This window comes from Streptomyces sp. NPDC026659, assembly GCF_040638245.1.
Classification (GTDB): domain Bacteria; phylum Actinomycetota; class Actinomycetes; order Streptomycetales; family Streptomycetaceae; genus Streptomyces.
Map to the genome: position 1 here is coordinate 19,397 of NZ_JBEZXY010000012.1, position 18,078 is coordinate 37,474.

An 18,078-nucleotide genomic window follows, 5' to 3' on the forward strand; every position below is an offset into this window, starting at 1 on the left:
ACACCTTGGGCTCACCGTACGAGGAGGGCGCGTATCTGTTCGACGAGGTGGGCGATCACGGGTTCGCCGGTGGCCGCGTGGGCCTCGGACGGGTTCAGCATCAGCGCGAGCAGGATGGTGAAAGCCAGTACGGGCAGCGCCAGCGCCCACCAGGGCAGGCGGGTCCCGGTGCCGCCCGTGGTCGCCGGGTGGGGCCGGGGGTGGGTGCGGACGGACATCGTCGCCTCCGTCTTCGGAACAGGTCGCGACCCCGCGTCGCGGCACACTTCGAAGTTACGGAATCACCGTCCGTGGGCCCATCGGGAAAGCCACCCACTTCACCCTGACTCCTGTCCCCTAGGGGATGGGGGGTCAGCCCCAGGGGTTCTTGGCTCCGGTCCGGGTACGGGCCCCGGTCAGGGGGAGGCGATCGTCGCGATGATGCCGATGATCACGAAGACGGCGAGGAACGAGCCGAAGACGATCAGCATCTTCTTCTGGCCGTTCTTCGGGTTCGGGTCGAGCACAGGCTGCATGGCGTCAGTCTCGCACCCTTCGTCCGGTACGAGTCGGGCGGGGCCGGTCAGCGGGCCGCCTCGTCCTCCACCGTGCGGTCGCGGCCCGCGAGGACGCCGACGATCATCTGCGGCACCATGAGGCCCGCCATCAGGGCGAGCGGCACGCCCCAGCCGCCGCTGCGCTGATAGAGCACGCCGACCAGCAGCGGGCCCGGGATCGAGATCAGATAGCCGGTGCTCTGCGCGAACGCCGACAGCTGGGCCACACCGGGGCCGCTACGGGCGCGCATGCCGACCATGGTCAGCGCGAGCGGGAACGCGCAGTTGGAGACGCCGAGCAGCAGCGCCCACGCCCAGGCGCCGGAGGCGGGGGCGAGGTAGAGACCGGCGTAGCCCGCGAGGCCGCACGCGCCCAGGGTGAGCACGATCGGGCCCTGGTGGGGCAGCCGGGCGGCGACCCTCGGGATGACGAAGGCCAGGGGCACGCCCATCACCATGGTGACCGCGAGCAGGACACCCGCCGTGCCCGCCGGTACGCCCGCGTCCCGGAAGATCTGCGGCATCCAGCCCATGGTGATGTACGCGCCGGTCGCCTGGAGGCCGAAGAACACGGCCAGCGCCCAGGCCGTACGGCTGCGCGCGATCCGGAGGGGAGGCTGTTCCGTCGCGCGATGGGATGGCTCCGGGGCGGCTCCCCCAGGGACACCAGCACCCGCGTCCTCCTCCCGCTTCTTCAGCAGCGGCAGCCACGGCAGGATCGCCGTCCCCGCCAGTGCCGCCCAGATCGCGAGGCCGGACTGCCAGTGGCCGCCCAGGGCGTCCGTCAGGGGCACGGTGACGGCGGCGGCCACCGCCGTGCCCGCGGCGAGCGCCATGGAGTACAGGCCCGTCATGGAGCCCACGCGGTCCGGGAACCAGCGCTTGACGATGACCGGCATCAGGACGTTGCTGACGGCGATGCCCATGAGGGCGAGCGCGCTGGCGGCGAGGAAGCCGGGGGTGCCGCCGACGTAGGGGCGTATCAGGAGGCCCGCGGTGATGGCGGTCATGCCCGCGCAGACCACCGCGCCCAGGCCGAAGCGGCGCGCCAGGCGGGGCGCGGTGGCGCCGAAGACCGCGAAGCACAGCGGGGGGACGGAGGTCAGCAGGCCCGCCACGCTGCCGCTCATGCCGAGCCCGTCGCGGACCTCCTCCAGGAGGGCACCGAGGCTCGTGATGGCCGGGCGCAGGTTCAGCGCGGACAGGACGATGCCGACGACCAGCAGTCGCGTCATCCACGCGCGCGGGGACGCCGTGGCCTGTCCGTCCGTACCGCGCGCGGTGCGCGGCTCTTCCGTACGGGCTGCCACGGTCCCGGTTTCTTCACTCGCCATGCGGCCCATCATAGAATCATGGGATGATTGGTTGTCCATCCCCGGAGCGGCCGCACCCCGCGTTCGCGTGCGAAGGTGTGCCATGCCCCTGAGTCACCCCCGACGTTCGGCGCTGTCCGAGCAGGTCATCGCCGAGCTGCGGAATCAGATCACCTCCGGCGAGTGGCCGGTCGGCTCGCGCATCCCCACCGAGCCGGAGCTGGTCGAGCAGCTGGGCGTCGCCCGCAACACCGTCCGCGAGGCCGTCCGCGCGCTCGCGCACAACGGTCTGCTGGACATCCGCCAGGGCTCCGGGACGTACGTGGTGGCGACGAGCGAGCTGGCCGGTGTGATGCACCGCAGGTTCGCGGACGCCGATCCCCGGCACATCGCGGAGCTGCGGTCCACGCTGGAGTCGGCGGCGGCGCGGATGGCGGCCGAGCGGCGCACCGAGAAGGACCTCAAGCAGCTCGACGCGCTCCTGACCAAGCGCGAGGAGGCGTGGGAGACCGGGGAGGCGGAGGCGTTCGTGGCGGCCGACGCGACCTTCCACCTGGCCGTGGTGGCGGCCTCGCACAACGACGTCATGACGGCGATGTACGCCGACCTCGGCGAGGTCCTGCGCGACTGGCTGCGCGCCGACGTGAGCGACGGGCTGACCCCCGAGACGCACATGGACCATGCCCGTCTGGTGGACGCGATCCGCACGGGCGACGCGGAAATGGCCGCCATGGAGGCCGCCAGCTATCCGTTCCTGTGCCGCGCGGGCCGGTTCAGCGCACCCTCTGGTGGCTGATCCACACCGAGCGGATCTCCTTCCAGCAGCGGCCGGTCAGCCTGACCGTCATGGCCGCGTCGGTGTCCACGGGCGCGCTGTCGGTGTCGATGTCCCACCAGCGGGCGCACTCGATGTGCAGGCGGACCCGGTCGGTGTCCACGTAGGGGTTGTGGCAGTAGGCGACCACGTGCGAGCCCTCGACGGAGGTGCGGCAGGCGGCGCCGAAGGTGGGGGCGGGCGTGGAGTCGTCCGCGCGCGCGGGCGCGAGCGCGGCGGAGGGCAGGGACAGGACGACGGCCAGGGCCGCGGTCACCGGGGCCAGGCTGCGGGACAGGCGCACAAGGGAACCTCCTCGGCCGGGCTGCGGGAGGGGCGGGCGGGACAACGCCTGCTTCGAGCGTGCGGTGCGGGGCGCGGTACGGCCCGGCAGGCGAGCCGAACGAGTGATGCGGCTCGGGGTGGGCGGGCGTACCGCTTGTGGGTGACAGCCCCTACGGGCACGCCCCTGGAACCAGCGCCTGCGACCTACGGCACTCCCCTACGGGACGAGGCCCGCACCCCTTCCGGGATGCGGGCCTCGCAGGCACTGGTACGGCTCAGGCGCCGATCGCGTGCAGACCGCCGTCGACGTGGATGATCTCGCCGGTGGTCTTCGGGAACCAGTCGCTCAGCAGGGCGACGACGCCCTTGCCGGCCGGCTCCGGGTCCTTGAGGTCCCACTCCAGCGGGGAGCGGGTGTCCCACACGGCGGCGAGGTCGGAGAAGCCCGGGATGGACTTCGCGGCCATGGAGCCGATCGGGCCCGCGGAGATGAGGTTGCAGCGGATGTTCTGCTTGCCCAGGTCGCGCGCCATGTAGCGGCTGGTGGCCTCCAGGGCGGCCTTGGCCGGGCCCATCCAGTCGTACTGCGGCCAGGCGTACTGCGCGTCGAAGGTGAGGCCGACGACCGAGCCGCCGTTCTGCATCAGCGGCAGGCAGGCCATGGTCAGCGCCTTCAGGGAGAAGGCGGAGACGTGCATGGCGGTGGCGACCGACTCGAACGGCGTGTTGAGGAAGTTGCCGCCGAGCGCGTCCTGCGGGGCGAAGCCGATGGAGTGGACGATGCCGTCCAGGCCGCCCAGCTCCTCACCGACCACGTCGGCCAGACGCGCGAGGTGCTCCTCGTTGGTGATGTCCAGCTCGATGACCTTGGCGGGCTTCGGCAGCTTCTTGGCGATGCGCTCGGTCAGCGTGGGCCGCGGGAAGGCGGTCAGGATGATCTCGGCGCCCTGCTCCTGCGCGAGCTTGGCGACGTGGAAGGCGATGGAGGACTCCATCAGCACACCCGTGACCAGGATGCGCTTGCCCTCGAGAATTCCGCTCATGGTGATCAGTGACCCATTCCCAGTCCGCCGTCAACGGGGATGACGGCTCCAGTGATGTACGAGGCGTCGTCCGAGGCGAGGAAGCGCACGGCGGCGGCGACCTCCTCCGGCTGCGCGTAGCGGCCGAGCGGCACCTGCGACACGATGCCCTTGCGCTGCTCGTCGGTGAGCGCCTTGGTCATGTCGGTGTCGACGAAGCCGGGGGCGACGACGTTGAAGGTGATGTTGCGCGAGCCCAGCTCACGGGCGAGGGAGCGCGCGAAGCCGACCATGGCGGCCTTGGAGGCGGCGTAGTTCGCCTGCCCGGCCGAGCCCAGCAGACCGACCACGGAGGAGATCAGGACGACGCGGCCCTTCTTGGCGCGCAGCATCCCGCGGTTGGCGCGCTTCACGACACGGAAGGTGCCGGTGAGGTTGGTGTCGACGACCGAGGTGAAGTCCTCCTCGGACATGCGCATCAGCAGCTGGTCCTTGGTGACGCCCGCGTTGGCGACGAGGACCTCGACCGGGCCGTGCTGCTCCTCGATCTCCTTGTACGCCTGCTCGACCTGCTCGGCGTCGGTGATGTCGCACTTGACGGCGAGGAAGCCCGCCGGGGGCTCGCCCGAGCGGTACGTGATCGCGACCTTGTCGCCGGCGTCGGCGAAAGCGCGGGCGATGGCGAGGCCGATGCCCCGGTTGCCTCCGGTGACGAGAACCGAGCGGCTCAACGGATCACCCTTTCGATTAGCGGTCTGCAGCGTTCCGACAATCCGCCCGGACGAATCGACGTCCGTCGGACAGGCGGCTTCACCGAAAACCTATCGGTCGCGCCGCGTCCGAGGGCAAGCGGGCACCGACAGTGGCTCACGGCGAGTGCTGTGGGGTTCCTACAGGCTGGGGTGTCGTCAGTCCGCCATGCCGGGGGCGCAGGCGGGCAGCCCCTCAGCGCGGGCCGTTTCGAGCATCCTGCGGTCATACGTCACCACGGCTGTCAGGTCGTCGCGCAGCGACAGCGCACTGGCCACATGGATCGCGTCCAGCGTCCGCAGCCGTCCGACCAGCAGCGCCGCCCCGTCACGCACCTCCCGGGTGAGGAGGATCTCGGTGATCCGGGCGTCCAGATCCTCCATCGCCTTCGGAAAGTGCCCCATGAGATCCAGTGTCCGTACGGTCTCCACGAAGCCGAGGGTGCTGGTGGCGAGTATCTCGGTGACCTGCTGCCGCAGGAAGGCGTCCAGGTCACCCCAGTGATTGCGGCGGGTCATCCACGTGACCAGCGCGGACGTGTCCATGTAGATCAACGGTCGTCCTCCTCACGCTCGGCCAGGAGCAGCGCCAGAGGATCGATGTCTTCGGGCACCTCGTAATGCGGCATGTCGTGCCGTTCGGCAGCGGTGACCGGCTTCAGCTTGATCTTCCCTTGGGCCACCAGGTGCGCGTACCGCTCCATCGGGCCACCGGCCGGAGACAGTATGGCGATCACGTTGCCGTGCCGGGTGACCTGAATCGCCTCCCCCTTCTCGACACGGGCGAAGACCGCGCTGGGGTTGTACGAGAACTCGCGGACGGAGATCGTGCTCATACCGGGCTCCCTCGCCTCGACAGCGGATTGTGCCTACATCATCTCGATAGTACCCACATCCACGCCTCCAGCCTGCGCGGCCTTCCGCGCCGTCGCGCACGTATGAACAGTGGCAGCCTGGCGAGAGGACGGCCGGAGCGGTGAAGGAGCTGAGGCAATGACGGCGACGTCTCACACATCCGGTGCCGGGCGGCCGGTCGTGTATCTGCTGGTCGGGCTGACCGGCTCCGGGAAGACGACCTACGCCCGGCGGAAGCTGGAGCCGTTCGGGGTGACCCGGCTGTCGGTGGACGAGCTGGTCTACGAGCGGCACGGACGGTACGGCGTCGACTACCCGGAGCCGAGGTACTTCGAGTTGGAGACCCCGGTCGTCGCCGAGGTCCGCGAGCGACTGGCCGAACTCGTCGCCGCCGGGAAGGACGTCGTCCTCGACCACGGGCTGTGGCTGCGCCCGGCGCGCGAGGAGTGGAAGAGGCTGGTCGAGGACGCGGGTGGGCAGTGGCGGCTGTTGTACTTCCCCGTCAGACGGACCGAGTTGCTGCGTCGTCTCGCGGAGCGGAACCAGCGGGAGGACGCGAACGCGTTGCTCGTCACCGAGTCCGCGCTGGACGACTTCTCCGCCCGGTTCGACGTTCCCTCCGGGGAGGGTGAGTTGATCATCGAGCCCGGGTGGCTGCGCTCGGCGTGACATGGTCGCCATCTGCGGCCTGCCTCGCAAGAGTCACCGCGCACTCCGCCCACACCGTCTTGCCCGGGCCCTTGCGCGCGTTGACGCCCCAGCGGGCGGAGAGCGCCGCCACGAGGAGGAGACCCCGGCCGCCGTCCGTCTGCGCGGGGCTCAGCATCGGGTGAGCCGGGTGAGTGTCGGACACCTCTACGCGGACGGTGCCGGCGGAGTCGTAGCGGAGGCAGAGTTCGAAGTCCCGTCCGGGTACGCGGCCGTGGAGTACGGCGTTGGCGGCGAGTTCCGCGACGACCAGGGCGACGGTTTCCGAACCCTCGCTGCCGTACGGCACGTTCCATTCGTCGAGCTGGTGTACGGCCAGTCGTCGCGCGAGTCTCGCTCCGAGCCGGGTCGCGGAGAGCCGCTGCACGAACACACTTACGGTGACGGCCTCTTGGGCCTCTGGTACGGACATGGTGTCCAGGGTTCTGATTCCGCCGAGCCATCAACAGGCACAAAGCCCATACAGAGGTGGCTGTACCAGTGCACACTCTGGGCTGGGTGAGTTACTCAATGTAACGAGTTGAGCGACACGGGAGGCGGCTCGGATGGCGGCGGACCAGGGCAGGGGTAGCAACAATGTCGAGATCGAACCTTCCGAGAGCCTCAAGACCTTCGGCGCGGTGCTGAAGTCGCTGCGGGAACTTGCTGGTCTGACACAGGAAGAGTTCGCGAAGCGCGTGGGTTACTCGGTCGCGTACATCGCCAAAATCGAGCAGGGGAAGCGATTCCCGCCCACGGATCTACCGGGGCGGACAGAGGAGGCTCTAGGGCCTCTGGCGCCCAAACTCCTTGCAGATGCAGCGAAGACCCTGACGAGGCGGACGGGGGTGGCTTCCTGGTTCCAGCAGTGGGTTGGGATCGAAGAGGAGGCGGTCACCTTGTACGCGTACGAATGCCGTGCGGTGCCAGGGCTGTTGCAGCCGGAGGCGTACATCAGGGCGTTGTTCGACTGTCGGCTGCCGCCCGTGGACCAGGAGCAGATCGACCACTACGTGAATGCCCGGCTGGATCGGCAACTGATCATCTCCACCCGGCCCACCACCGAGTTCGGCTTCATCATCGAGCAGTGCATCCTTGATCGGCGCGTGGGGGGCCGCGAGGTGACAAAGCAGGTCATCGACCATCTCCTTGAGATGGGTGCCCGACGTAATGTCGCGATCCAGATCATGCCCAGAGTCCAGGAAGACCACGCTGGCGTCGAGGGCACGATGTACCTGGCCGAGACTCCCGCCAACCAGTGGCTCGCTTACACCGAAGGGCAGCGGTCGAACAATCTGATCCCCACGCCAAAAGACGTAAGCATGTTGCTTAAGCGCTATGGCAAGCTGCGTTCCCAGGCTTTGGACCGCCGGGCTACCGTGGAGCTACTGGAACAGATGCGAGGAGCGCTATGAGCACCACCGATGAGTCGGCGTGGTTCAAGAGCAGCTACAGCGACACCTACGGCGGCAACTGCGTTGAAGTAGCCATGCACCCGGAGGCGGTCCACATCCGCGACTCCAAGAACAAGCACATCCAGCCCCTCACCGTCACCCCCACCGCCTGGGCCGCGTTCACGAGCCTCGCGTCGACAGCTCGCCGCACGGCTGTGAGCACTATCGTGCCCCCATGCCCGGTGACCTGATCCGCATCGTCTCCCGCAACTCCCCGATGGCTCTCGCGCAGGTGGAGCGTGTCCGCGCGGAGCTGGCCGCGCTCCATCCAGGTGTGCGTACCGAAGTCCTGCCGGTGACGACCACCGGCGACCGGTGGATGGGAGACCTCGCCCAGGTCGAGGGCAAGGGCGCCTTCACCAAGGAGGTCGACGCCGCTCTCCTGCGTGGCGACGCCGACCTCGCCGTGCACTGCATGAAGGACGTGCCCGGCGACCGGCCGATCCCGGCGGGCACCCTCTTCGCCGCACACCTCAAGCGCGACGACATCCGGGACGCTCTGGTCGACCCGCAGGGCCGCACCCTCGACCAGCTCCCGGCCGGAACGCGGATCGGCACCTCATCGGTGCGCCGTGTCGCACAGCTCGCCGCCTCCCACCCCCACCTCGCATGCGTGCCCATCCGGGGCAACGCGAACAAGCGCCTGGAGAAGATGGCGGCGGGAGAGGCCGACGCGCTCGTCCTGGCCGTGTCCGGCCTGGAGCGCATCAGCCGCACGGACGCCATCACCGAGGTGCTGCCTCTGGAGACGATGCTCCCGCCGATCGGTGCCGGGGTTCTCGCCCTGCAGTGCCGGGAGGACGACACCGGGACGATCGACATCGTCAGCGGCCTGGGTGACCCGGCCACCCACCGGGAGACCAGCGCCGAGCGGATGCTCCTCCACGTCCTCCAGGGACACTGCAACTCACCGATCGCCGGGTACGCCCGCACCGAGCGCTCCGGTGAACTGTCGCTGCGCGCCGCCGTGTTCACCCCGGACGGCAAGACCGTCCTCCACGCACACGAATGGGCTGGGCGCCTCGACCCCGCGACGCTGGGCACTTCCGTCGCCGTCGCCCTGCTCCGCCAGGGTGCCCGGGAACTCATCGACGGCATCGCCCACTGACCGACCAGCCTCACCGTCCGGTGATTCCCCGGGCGGCCGCACAGCGCCCATCCGGCCCTTGTCATCACCGAAAAGGCGTATCCTCCTGTGCCGCCCCTCATCGTGCCCCGGACGCCTGGGCCGCGTTCATCGCCCTCACCGACAAACCGAGCCGGCGTCTGCCGAACCCCACGGGCGGGTACAGGAGTTGGTTCTGTGCCCGCCCCTTGCGTGGCCAACTGCTGAAGGGAACCCCCGTGCCCCAAGACATCGACCCCTCCTTCCTTGCCCTACCACTCCGCGCCCTCGCCGACGCCGCCCTCGCCCGTGCCCGCGCACTCGGTGCGGAGCACGCGGACTTCCGGCTGGAGAAGGTCCGTAGCGCCTCCTGGCGGTTGAGGGATGCCAAGCCGGCCGGGTCGTCCGACACCACCGACCTCGGGTATGCCGTACGGGTGGTCCACGGGGGGAGTTGGGGGTTCGCCTCCGGGGTGGACCTGACCATGGACGGTGCCGCCAAGGTCGCCTCGCAGGCTGTTGCCATGGCGAAGCTGTCCGCGCAGGTCATCAAGGCGGTCGGGTCGGACGAGCGGGTGGAGCTGGCGAACGAGCCCGTACACGCGGACAAGACCTGGGTGTCCTCGTACGAGATCGACCCCTTCTCGGTGCCGGACGAGGAGAAGGCCGCGCTGCTCGCGGAGTGGAGCAACCGGCTGCTCACGGCCCAGGGCGTGAGCCATGTCGACGCCTCGCTGCTCACCGTGCACGAGAACAAGTTCTACGCGGACACCGCCGGGACCGTGACCACGCAGCAACGCGTCCGGCTGCACCCGGAGTTGACGGCCGTCTGCGTGGACGACTCCAGCGGCGAGTTCGACTCGATGCGGACGCTCGCTCCGCCGGTGGGGCGCGGCTGGGAGTACCTGAAGGGCACCGGCTGGGACTGGGACTCCGAACTGGAGCAGATCCCGGAGCTGTTGGCCGAGAAGATGCGCGCGCCGAGCGTGGACCCGGGGCTGTACGACCTGGTGGTGGACCCGTCCAACCTGTGGCTCACCATCCACGAATCCATCGGCCACGCAACGGAGTTGGACCGCGCCCTCGGCTACGAGGCCGCCTACGCCGGTACCTCCTTCGCCACCTTCGACCAGCTCGGCAAGCTGAAGTACGGCTCCGAGCGGATGAACGTCACCGGTGACCGTACGGCCGAGCACGGTCTCGCGACCGTCGGGTACGACGATGAGGGTGTGGCCGCGCAGTCCTGGGACCTGGTGAAGGACGGCACGCTGGTCGGGTACCAACTGGACCGGCGCATCGCCAAGTTGACCGGCTTCGAGCGGTCCAATGGGTGCGCCTTCGCGGACTCCCCCGCGCATGTGCCGGTGCAGCGCATGGCCAACGTGTCGCTCCAGCCGGACCCCGCCGGGCTCTCCACCGAGGATCTGATCGGTGGCGTGGACCGGGGGATCTATGTCGTCGGTGACCGGTCCTGGTCCATCGACATGCAGCGGTACAACTTCCAGTTCACCGGGCAGCGGTTCTTCCGGATCGAGAACGGGCGGATCACCGGGCAGCTGCGGGACGTCGCCTACCAGGCCACGACCACCGACTTCTGGGGTTCGATGGCCGCCGTGGGCGGTCCGCAGACCTACGTGCTCGGCGGCGCCTTCAACTGCGGCAAGGCCCAGCCGGGCCAGGTCGCGGCCGTCTCGCACGGTTGCCCCTCCGCTCTGTTCAAGGGCGTCAACATCCTCAACACCACGCAGGAGGCCGGTCGATGAGCCCGCGCACCAGCAAGCCGCACGAGGTCGTCGAGCGGGCCCTCGCGCTGTCCCGGGCCGACGGCTGCGTCGTCCTCGCGGACGAGTACTCCACCGCCAACCTCCGCTGGGCGGGCAACGCGCTCACGACCAACGGGGTGACCCGGGGCCGTACCCTCACGGTGATCGCGACCGTGGCCGGGCAGCAGGGCACCGCCTCCGGGGTCGTGTCGCGGTCCGCCGTCACCGACGAGGACCTGGAGCCGCTGGTGCGGGCCGCCGAAGCCGCCGCCCGTGCCGCCGGTCCCGCCGAAGACGCGCAGCCGCTGGTCACCGGCGTGCCGCACTCCCCCGACTTCGCTGACGCGCCCCTGGAGACCTCCTCCGCCGTCTTCGCGGACTTCGCGCCCGCCCTGGGCGAGTCCTTCGCGCGGGCCCGCGCGGGCGGCCGTGAGCTGTACGGCTTCGCCAACCACGAGATGGTCTCGACCTACCTCGGCACCTCCACCGGGCTGCGCCTCAGGCACGACCAGCCGACCGGCACCCTGGAGCTGAACGCCAAGTCGCCCGACCGCACCCGTTCGGCGTGGGCCGGGCGCTCCACGCGGGACTTCAAGGACGTCGACCCGGCCGCGCTGGACACCGAGCTGGCCGTACGCCTGGGCTGGGCCGAGCGGCGCGTGGAGCTGCCCGCCGGGCGGTACGAGACGCTGCTGCCGCCGTCCGCCGTGGCCGACCTGCTGATCTACCAGCTGTGGTCGTCCTCGGGCCGGGACGCGGCCGAGGGGCGCACGGTGTTCTCCAAGCCGGGCGGCGGCACCCGGGTGGGCGACCGGCTCAGCGAGCTGCCGCTCACCCTGCGCAGCGACCCGAACGAGCCGGGGCTCGAATGCGCGCCGTTCGTGGTGGCGCACTCCTCCGGCGGCGACCAGTCCGTCTTCGACAACGGGCTGCCCGTCCACCCCACCGACTGGATCGGGGAGGGCGTCCTGCGCAACCTCACCACCACCCGGCACGGCGCGGGCCTCACCGGTCTGCCCGTCGCCCCCGCCCTCGGGAACCTGATCCTGGACGGCGGCGAGGACCGCTCGCTGGACGAGATGGTCGCGAACACCGAGCGCGGGCTGCTGCTGACCTGCCTCTGGTACATCCGCGAGGTGGACCCCGCGACCCTGCTGCTCACCGGTCTGACCAGGGACGGCGTGTACCTGGTGGAGAACGGCGAGGTGACCGGGCAGGTGAACAACTTCCGGTTCAACGAGTCGCCGGTCGGACTGCTCGGGCGGGCCTCCGAGGCCGGGCGCACCGAGCGCACGCTGCCCCGCGAATGGAGCGACTGGTTCACCCGGGCCGCGATGCCCGCGCTGCGCATCCCGGATTTCAATATGAGCTCTGTCAGCCAGGGCGTATAACCTCGTAGTCGGCTGTCACCCGACTGCCGACTGATCTTCAAGGAGACACGAGAACCGTGACGGACATCGTCGACGAACTGAAGTGGCGCGGGCTGATCGCCCTCTCCACCGACGAAGACGCGCTGCGCAAGGCGTTCGCGGACGGTCCCGTCACGTTCTATTGCGGCTTCGACCCGACCGCGCCCAGCCTGCACCTCGGCAACCTGGTGCAGATCCTGACCATGCGCCGTATCCAGGACGCCGGTCACCGCCCGCTGGGCCTGGTCGGGGGCGCCACCGGTCTGATCGGTGACCCGAAGCCCACCGCCGAGCGCACGCTGAACGCGCCGGAGATCGTCGCCCAGTGGGTGGAGCGGCTGCGCGCCCAGATCCAGCCGCTGCTGAACTTCGAGGGCCCGAACGCGGCCGTCATGGTCAACAACCTGGACTGGACCCAGGGCATGTCGGCCATCGAGTTCCTGCGCGACATCGGCAAGCACTTCCGGGTGAACAAGATGATCGCCAAGGAGGCCGTCTCCCGCCGCCTGAACTCGGACGCGGGCATCAGCTACACCGAGTTCAGCTACCAGATCCTCCAGGGCATGGACTTCCTGGAGCTCTACCGGCGCTACGGCTGCACGCTCCAGACCGGCGGCAGCGACCAGTGGGGCAACCTCACCTCGGGCACCGACCTGATCCACCGGGTCGACCCCGATGCCGTGGTGCACGCCCTGGGCACCCCGCTGATCACCAAGGCGGACGGCACCAAGTTCGGCAAGACCGAGTCGGGCACGGTGTGGCTGGACGCGGAGATGACCACGCCGTACGCCTTCTACCAGTTCTGGCTGAACGCGGACGACCGTGACGTCTCCAAGTTCCTGCGCATCTTCAGCTTCAAGTCCCGCGAGGAGATCGAGGAGCTGGAGAAGCAGACCGAGGAGCGTCCGCAGGCCCGTGCCGCCCAGCGCGCGCTGGCCGAGGAGCTGACCACGCTGGTGCACGGCGCCGACCAGACGGCCGCCGTGGTCGCCGCGTCCAAGGCGCTGTTCGGCCAGGGCGAGCTGGCGGAGCTGGACGAGCGCACCCTCGCGGCCGCCCTCTCCGAGGTCCCGCACATCCAGGTCGCCGAGCTGGGCCTGGTGACCGACCTGTTCGCCGAGGTCGGTCTCGTGGCGAGCAAGTCGGCCGCGCGCCGCACGGTGAAGGAGGGCGGTGCCTACGTGAACAACGTCAAGGTCGCCGCCGAGGACGCCGTACCGGCCGCCGAGGACCTGCTGCACGGCCGCTGGCTGGTGCTGCGCCGGGGCAAGAAGAACCTGGCCGCCGTCGAGGTCACCGGCGCCTGAGCATGGACCGAGGGGGTGACTTCCGCCGTGGAAGTCACCCCCTCGGCATGTCCGCCGGGCCTCGGAACCGGTGTTCTCAGAACCGGCGTTCTCAGACCTGGCGCTGCTTTCGCTTGCCCAGCGTCTCCATGTAGAGCCGGTCGACCACGAACACGATGATGATCGCGGCGACGAGCTGGAAGAGATGCCGGGTCCAGTCGATGCCCCGGGTCTCCCCGACGCCCACCGCGCGGGCGACCGCGTTGCCGACCAGGCCGCCGATCGTGCCGCAGATGACGGTCAGCCACAGGGGGCTGTGCTGCTTGCCGGGGATGACCGCCTTGGCAATGACGCCCAGCACGAATCCCACGATGATCGCCCACAGCCAGCCCATGGCCGCCTCCTCGTAACGGTCCGACACGGTCCGGCCTGGTCCTCTCCCGCGTCCTCGGCCCCAGTCTGGGCGCGCCCCTCGCCCCGCGCACACCGGGTGCGCCGTATGCGCCGGGGCATCCACCGTGTCGCCGCAGGCGGGGGCGGCCCCGGTATCGAGCCGGAGGGCGGGGCGGCGTACCGTGGGGGGTGTTCCGGACCGGTTTCCCCGACGGGCCGGACGCTCGTACGGGACGGGGACGAGTCCCTTGCGGTCGGATGGTGGACTGAGATGCTCAAGCAGCGCGGCGACGGACAGGTGTTCCGGATCACCGGCGCCCGGACCGGACTCGCCGAGGACGTGCGGGGCCGGCAGCGGCGGTACGTCATCTCCATGTCGATCCGGACCGTGTCGGTGATCCTCGCGGCCTCCCTGTGGAACGTGGAGCGGTACGTCGCCATCGTGGCGCTGGTGCTCGGCGCCCTGCTGCCGTACATCGCCGTGGTCATCGCCAACGCGGGCCGGGAGCGGCCGCCGTCGCTGCCCTCGACCTTTGTCGTCACGCCGTCCAAGCCGATGATCGCGCCCGTCGCGGACACCGGGCGGGCACGGTCGGAATCCGGCCCCGGCGGCGCGTCGGAGGGCCCTGCGCCGGAGGCACGCGGCGAGCGGCCGGATAGATCCTGAGCAGGGAAGACGCCCGAAAAGCGGAAGACGACTTCCCGCCAAGCTCAGGAAAAGCTCAGTTCAATCGCGCTGTTCCGGTGCCGGGTCGCGGGTGACCCGTGACATACTTCGTACGCGCTCCGCATCCCCCGTCGGAGCGACGGACCGACGCCGGGCAGCTCCCCCCGTGGCTGCTCGGCGTCGCCATGTTCAGAGCCTTTTCGCAGCCGCTTCGCTGCCCTTCCGCAGCCGTTCTTGTGAGACGACATCGTGAGTGACACACCGATCTGCTCCGCCAAGGGCTGCCGCGTCGACGCCGTCTGGGTGCTGGCGTGGAACAACCCGAAGATCCACACGCCGGAGCGGCGGAAGACCTGGCTGGCCTGCGAGGAGCACCGCGAGCATCTGTCGCAGTTCCTCGGGTTGCGGGGCTTCCTGAAGGACGTCGTGCTGCTGACGGAGTGGGAAGAGCAGGGCCCGGCCGAAGGCTGAGCCTCAGCCGCCGATCGCCGACATCGGGCGGTCGGGCTGCACGAACGACGGGTCGTCCAGGCCCGCGCCCGCCTTCTTGCCCCACATCGCGGTGCGCCAGATGTCCGCGATCTCCTTGTCCTCGGCGTCCGAGCGCAGGGCCGCGCGCAGGTCGGTCTCCTCGGTGGCGAACAGGCAGGTGCGTATCTGTCCGTCGGCCGTGAGCCGGGTGCGGTCGCAGGCCGCGCAGAACGGGCGGGTGACCGAGGCGATGACGCCGACCCGCTGCGGGCCGCCGTCCACGAGCCAGCGTTCGGCCGGTGCCGAGCCGCGCTCGCCCGCGTTCTCGTCGGTGAGCTCGAAGCGGGTGCGCAGCGAGGCGAGGATGTCGGCCGCGGTGACCATGCCCTCGCGCTTCCAGCCGTGCTGGGCGTCGAGCGGCATCTGCTCGATGAAGCGCAGTTCGTACTCGTGCTCCAGGGCCCAGGCGAGCAGGTCGGGGGCCTCGTCCGCGTTCAGGCCCGGCATCAGGACCGAGTTGACCTTGACCGGGGTGAGTCCGGCGTCGCTCGCGGCCTTCAGTCCGTCCAGCACGTCCTGGTGGCGGTCGCGCCGGGTGAGGGTCTTGAAGACGTCGGGGCGCAGGGTGTCCAGGGAGACGTTGACCCGGTCGAGTCCGGCCGCCTTGAGGGCCTCGGCGGTGCGCTTGAGGCCGATGCCGTTGGTGGTGATCGACATCTGGGGGCGCGGCTCCAGGGCCGCGACGCGCTCGACGATGCCGACCAGGCCGGGGCGCAGCAGCGGCTCGCCGCCGGTGAAGCGGACCTCTTCGATGCCGAGCAGGCGTACCGCGATGTCGATCAGGCGGACGATCTCGTCGTCCGTGAGCAGGTCGGGCTTGGCGAGCCACTGCAGGCCCTCTTCGGGCATGCAGTACGTGCAGCGCAGATTGCACCGGTCGGTCAGCGAGACCCGTAGGTCGGTGGCCACTCGGCCGTAGGTGTCGATGAGCACGTGGGCCCCCTCCCTCGCTTCCCGGTCTGGACCGATCGTGTTCCGGACCGCTCTTTTTCCGTCACCTGCGAGCCTACGCGAGAGTGCTGACATCGACAGCCGCGAGCGGGCGTGGGTGTGGAGAAACGGTCCGGCCGCGCCGTACGGGCGAGGAGCCCGCGCGGCGCGGCCGTGATGTCCTACAGCGCTCGGCGCATGCCCATACGGCGCTCAGTGCGCCCCGGTGCCGGTCAGGGACCGTACCTCCAGCTCGGCGTACTTGCCCGCGTCCGGGACCTCCTTGGAGAGCAGGGTGCCGACCGCGCCCAGCAGGAAGCCGACCGGGATCGAGATGATGCCGGGGTTCTCCAGCGGGAACCAGTGGAAGTCCACGTCGGGGAACATCGAGGTGGGCTTGCCGGAGACGACCGGCGAGAACAGCACCAGGCCGACGGCGGTGACCAGGCCGCCGTAGATCGACCACAGGGCGCCGGTGGTGGTGAACCGCTTCCAGAACAGGCTGTAGAGCAGCGTCGGCAGGTTTGCCGAGGCGGCGACGGCGAAGGCGAGCGCGACCAGTCCGGCCACGTTCAGGTCGCGGGCGAGCGCGCCGAGCACGATGGAGACGGCACCGATGCCGACGGTGGCCCAGCGGGCCGCGCCGACCTCCTGCTTCTCGGTGGCCTGGCCCCTCTTGATGACGTTGGCGTAGATGTCGTGGGCGAAGGACGACGAGGAGGCCAGCGTCAGGCCCGCGACCACCGCGAGGATGGTGGCGAAGGCGACGGCGGAGATGGTCGCGAGGAGGACGGCGCCCCAGTTGGAGTCGACCCCGCCGAGATGGAGCGCGAGCAGGGGCGCGGCCGTGTTGCCCGCCTTGTTGGAGCCGATGATCTCGTCGGGCTTGATGAGCGCGGCGGCGCCGAAGCCGAGGGCGAGGGTCATCAGGTAGAAGGCGCCGATCAGGCCGATGGCCCAGATCACGGACTTGCGGGCGGCCTTGGCGGTGGGAACCGTGTAGAAGCGGATCAGGATGTGCGGCAGACCGGCCGTGCCGAGGACCAGGGCGATGCCGAGCGAGATGAAGTCCAGCTTGGTCGTGCCGGTGGCGCCGTACTTCAGGCCGGGCTCCAGGAAGCCCGCGCCCTTGCCGCTGGTCTCGGCGGCCTTGCCGAGCAGCTCGGAGATGTTGAAGTGGAACTTCAGCAGCACCAGGAAGGTCAGCAGCAGGGCTCCGACGATCAGCAGGACCGCCTTGACCATCTGGACCCAGGTGGTGCCCTTCATGCCGCCGATGGTGACGTACACGATCATCAGGACGCCGACCAGGGCGACGATGCCGATCTTGCCGCCGTCGCTGGTGATGCCGAGCAGCAGCGAGACCAGGACGCCCGCGCCGGCCATCTGCGCGAGCAGGTAGAAGATCGAGACGACGATGGTGGAGACACCGGCCGCCGTGCGGACCGGGCGCTGGCGCATCCGGTAGGCGAGCACGTCGCCCATCGTGTAGCGGCCGGAGTTGCGCAGCGGTTCGGCGACCAGGAGGAGCGCGACCAGCCAGGCGACCAGGAAGCCGACGGAGTACAGGAAGCCGTCGTAGCCGAAGAGCGCGATGGCGCCCGCGATGCCGAGGAAGGACGCGGCGGACATGTAGTCGCCGGAGACGGCGAGTCCGTTCTGGAAGCCGGTGAACTGGCGGCCGCCCGCGTAGAAGTCGGCGGCGCTCTTGGTCTGGCGGCCCGCCCAGACGGTGATGACGAGGGTGGCGAGAACGAACACCGCGAACAGGCTGATGATCAGCGGCCGGTGCTCGCTCGCCTCTCCGGCGGCGAGCAGGGTGTGCTGTGCGGAGACCGTGTGCTGTGCGGGGCTCATGCGCCGCCCTCCATCCGGGACTTGATGGCCTCGGCCCTGGGGTCGAGCTTGGCGGCGGCGTGGCGCGCGTACCACCAGGCGATGAGGAACGTGGTCAGGAACTGGGCCAGGCCCAGGACGAGCGCCACGTTGACGTTGCCCACGACCTTGGTGCCCATGAAGCCCTCCGCGTAGCAGGAGAGCAGGACGTAGAGCAGGTACCAGGCGACGAAGGCGATCGTCAGGGGGAACGCGAAGGAGCGGTGCGCGCGGCGCAGTTCACCGAACTCCGCGCTCTGCTGTACCTCGGTGAACTCCTCGGTGGAGGGAAGTGATGGTTGGGGCTTCGCGGGGGGCGGTGTCTCGGTGGCCACTCAAGTCTCCTCGCGTCCGGGCGTGCGCTTGCCGACCTCATGGGACGTGATCACGTTACCCGGAGTCAA

23 protein-coding genes are annotated in these 18,078 nt (G+C 69.8%); 10 read left to right on the forward strand and 13 right to left on the reverse strand.

Translation table 11 applies throughout. The annotated features are described in order from the left end of the window. Positions 1-11 precede the first annotated feature (11 nt). The 3 genes from AB0E91_RS26810 to AB0E91_RS26820 all read right to left on the reverse strand — a co-directional run bounded on the left by AB0E91_RS26810 (position 12) and on the right by AB0E91_RS26820 (position 1,882). Positions 12-218: a hypothetical protein gene (locus tag AB0E91_RS26810; protein ID WP_361786993.1), complete on the reverse strand. Its 207-nt coding sequence runs from the start codon at positions 216-218 to the stop codon at positions 12-14. A gap of 177 nt (positions 219-395) precedes the next feature. Continuing rightward, positions 396-515: an SGM_5486 family transporter-associated protein gene (locus AB0E91_RS26815; protein WP_361786996.1), complete on the reverse strand. Its 120-nt coding sequence runs from the start codon at positions 513-515 to the stop codon at positions 396-398. Between the two features lie 47 nt (positions 516-562). Continuing rightward, complete coding sequence (locus tag AB0E91_RS26820) at positions 563-1,882, reverse strand: CynX/NimT family MFS transporter (RefSeq protein ID WP_361786999.1); 1,320 nt, start codon at positions 1,880-1,882, stop codon at positions 563-565. A 70-nt stretch (positions 1,883-1,952) separates the two neighbouring features. On the opposite strand from AB0E91_RS26820, the gene AB0E91_RS26825 reads away from it, so the two are divergent. Continuing rightward, a complete protein-coding gene (locus AB0E91_RS26825) occupies positions 1,953-2,645 on the forward strand; it encodes a FadR/GntR family transcriptional regulator (RefSeq protein WP_361787002.1) in 693 nt (230 codons plus the stop codon). Here the strand turns inward: AB0E91_RS26825 and AB0E91_RS26830 are convergent. The 5 genes from AB0E91_RS26830 to AB0E91_RS26850 all read right to left on the reverse strand — a co-directional run bounded on the left by AB0E91_RS26830 (position 2,623) and on the right by AB0E91_RS26850 (position 5,555). Further along, entirely contained in the window at positions 2,623-2,967 is a 345-nt protein-coding gene (locus AB0E91_RS26830) for a hypothetical protein (RefSeq protein ID WP_361787005.1), read from the reverse strand. The two genes, AB0E91_RS26825 and AB0E91_RS26830, sit on opposite strands and share 23 nt — an antisense overlap. A 256-nt stretch (positions 2,968-3,223) precedes the next feature. Continuing rightward, positions 3,224-3,991, reverse strand: coding sequence for an enoyl-ACP reductase FabI (fabI, locus tag AB0E91_RS26835; RefSeq protein WP_361787008.1), 768 nt, complete (start codon positions 3,989-3,991; stop codon positions 3,224-3,226). A gap of 5 nt (positions 3,992-3,996) precedes the next feature. Beyond that, a complete protein-coding gene (gene fabG, locus AB0E91_RS26840) occupies positions 3,997-4,701 on the reverse strand; it encodes a 3-oxoacyl-[acyl-carrier-protein] reductase (RefSeq protein WP_161182883.1) in 705 nt (234 codons plus the stop codon). 177 nt (positions 4,702-4,878) lie between these two features. After that, complete coding sequence (locus AB0E91_RS26845) at positions 4,879-5,265, reverse strand: type II toxin-antitoxin system VapC family toxin (protein WP_361787458.1); 387 nt, start codon at positions 5,263-5,265, stop codon at positions 4,879-4,881. A gap of 5 nt (positions 5,266-5,270) precedes the next feature. Continuing rightward, positions 5,271-5,555, reverse strand: a complete 285-nt coding sequence (locus AB0E91_RS26850; RefSeq protein WP_361787012.1) for a hypothetical protein — start codon at positions 5,553-5,555, stop codon at positions 5,271-5,273. A 157-nt stretch (positions 5,556-5,712) separates the two neighbouring features. Between AB0E91_RS26850 and AB0E91_RS26855 the strand changes: the two genes are divergently transcribed. Continuing rightward, positions 5,713-6,243: an ATP-binding protein gene (locus tag AB0E91_RS26855; RefSeq protein ID WP_361787015.1), complete on the forward strand. Its 531-nt coding sequence runs from the start codon at positions 5,713-5,715 to the stop codon at positions 6,241-6,243. Here the strand turns inward: AB0E91_RS26855 and AB0E91_RS26860 are convergent. Beyond that, entirely contained in the window at positions 6,212-6,694 is a 483-nt protein-coding gene (locus tag AB0E91_RS26860; protein ID WP_361787018.1) for an ATP-binding protein, read from the reverse strand. The genes AB0E91_RS26855 and AB0E91_RS26860 overlap by 32 nt on opposite strands. Before the next feature lie 133 nt (positions 6,695-6,827). Here AB0E91_RS26860 and AB0E91_RS26865 point away from each other — a divergent pair, with 133 nt between their 5' ends. The 6 genes from AB0E91_RS26865 (at position 6,828) to tyrS (ending at position 13,299) form a co-directional block, all read left to right on the forward strand. Further along, complete coding sequence (locus tag AB0E91_RS26865) at positions 6,828-7,676, forward strand: helix-turn-helix transcriptional regulator (protein WP_361787021.1); 849 nt, start codon at positions 6,828-6,830, stop codon at positions 7,674-7,676. Then, the gene (locus AB0E91_RS26870) at positions 7,673-7,906 is read left to right on the forward strand and encodes a DUF397 domain-containing protein (protein WP_361787024.1); all 234 of its coding nucleotides are present in this window, start codon (positions 7,673-7,675) and stop codon (positions 7,904-7,906) included. Before AB0E91_RS26865 ends, AB0E91_RS26870 begins: the two co-directional genes overlap by 4 nt. Next, entirely contained in the window at positions 7,891-8,823 is a 933-nt protein-coding gene (gene hemC / locus AB0E91_RS26875; protein ID WP_361787027.1) for a hydroxymethylbilane synthase, read from the forward strand. The genes AB0E91_RS26870 and hemC overlap by 16 nt, the downstream gene beginning before the upstream one ends. 236 nt (positions 8,824-9,059) lie before the next feature. Then, positions 9,060-10,583, forward strand: coding sequence for a TldD/PmbA family protein (locus tag AB0E91_RS26880; protein WP_361787030.1), 1,524 nt, complete (start codon positions 9,060-9,062; stop codon positions 10,581-10,583). Beyond that, positions 10,580-11,974 (forward strand): metallopeptidase TldD-related protein, encoded by a 1,395-nt coding sequence (locus AB0E91_RS26885; RefSeq protein WP_361787033.1) that lies wholly within the window; start codon positions 10,580-10,582, stop codon positions 11,972-11,974. Before AB0E91_RS26880 ends, AB0E91_RS26885 begins: the two co-directional genes overlap by 4 nt. A gap of 56 nt (positions 11,975-12,030) precedes the next feature. Next, on the forward strand, positions 12,031-13,299 hold the full coding sequence (gene tyrS / locus AB0E91_RS26890; protein ID WP_361787036.1) for a tyrosine--tRNA ligase: 1,269 nt from the start codon (positions 12,031-12,033) through the stop codon (positions 13,297-13,299). Between the two features lie 91 nt (positions 13,300-13,390). Here the strand turns inward: tyrS and AB0E91_RS26895 are convergent, their stop codons facing one another. After that, positions 13,391-13,672: a GlsB/YeaQ/YmgE family stress response membrane protein gene (locus AB0E91_RS26895; RefSeq protein WP_361787460.1), complete on the reverse strand. Its 282-nt coding sequence runs from the start codon at positions 13,670-13,672 to the stop codon at positions 13,391-13,393. A 270-nt stretch (positions 13,673-13,942) separates the two neighbouring features. Between AB0E91_RS26895 and AB0E91_RS26900 the strand changes: the two genes are divergently transcribed. After that, the gene (locus tag AB0E91_RS26900) at positions 13,943-14,338 is read left to right on the forward strand and encodes a DUF3099 domain-containing protein (RefSeq protein WP_361787039.1); all 396 of its coding nucleotides are present in this window, start codon (positions 13,943-13,945) and stop codon (positions 14,336-14,338) included. 246 nt (positions 14,339-14,584) lie between these two features. After that, positions 14,585-14,809, forward strand: a complete 225-nt coding sequence (locus AB0E91_RS26905) for a hypothetical protein (RefSeq protein ID WP_361787462.1) — start codon at positions 14,585-14,587, stop codon at positions 14,807-14,809. A 3-nt stretch (positions 14,810-14,812) separates the two neighbouring features. On the opposite strand, the gene moaA is transcribed toward AB0E91_RS26905, so the two are convergent. The 3 genes from moaA to AB0E91_RS26920 all read right to left on the reverse strand — a co-directional run bounded on the left by moaA (position 14,813) and on the right by AB0E91_RS26920 (position 18,009). Continuing rightward, positions 14,813-15,802 (reverse strand): GTP 3',8-cyclase MoaA, encoded by a 990-nt coding sequence (gene moaA / locus AB0E91_RS26910; protein WP_343245804.1) that lies wholly within the window; start codon positions 15,800-15,802, stop codon positions 14,813-14,815. Between the two features lie 210 nt (positions 15,803-16,012). Beyond that, positions 16,013-17,656 (reverse strand): cation acetate symporter, encoded by a 1,644-nt coding sequence (locus AB0E91_RS26915; protein ID WP_361787042.1) that lies wholly within the window; start codon positions 17,654-17,656, stop codon positions 16,013-16,015. Further along, a complete protein-coding gene (locus AB0E91_RS26920; RefSeq protein WP_361787045.1) occupies positions 17,653-18,009 on the reverse strand; it encodes a DUF485 domain-containing protein in 357 nt (118 codons plus the stop codon). The genes AB0E91_RS26915 and AB0E91_RS26920 overlap by 4 nt, the downstream gene beginning before the upstream one ends. Between the last annotated feature and the right edge of the window lie 69 nt (positions 18,010-18,078).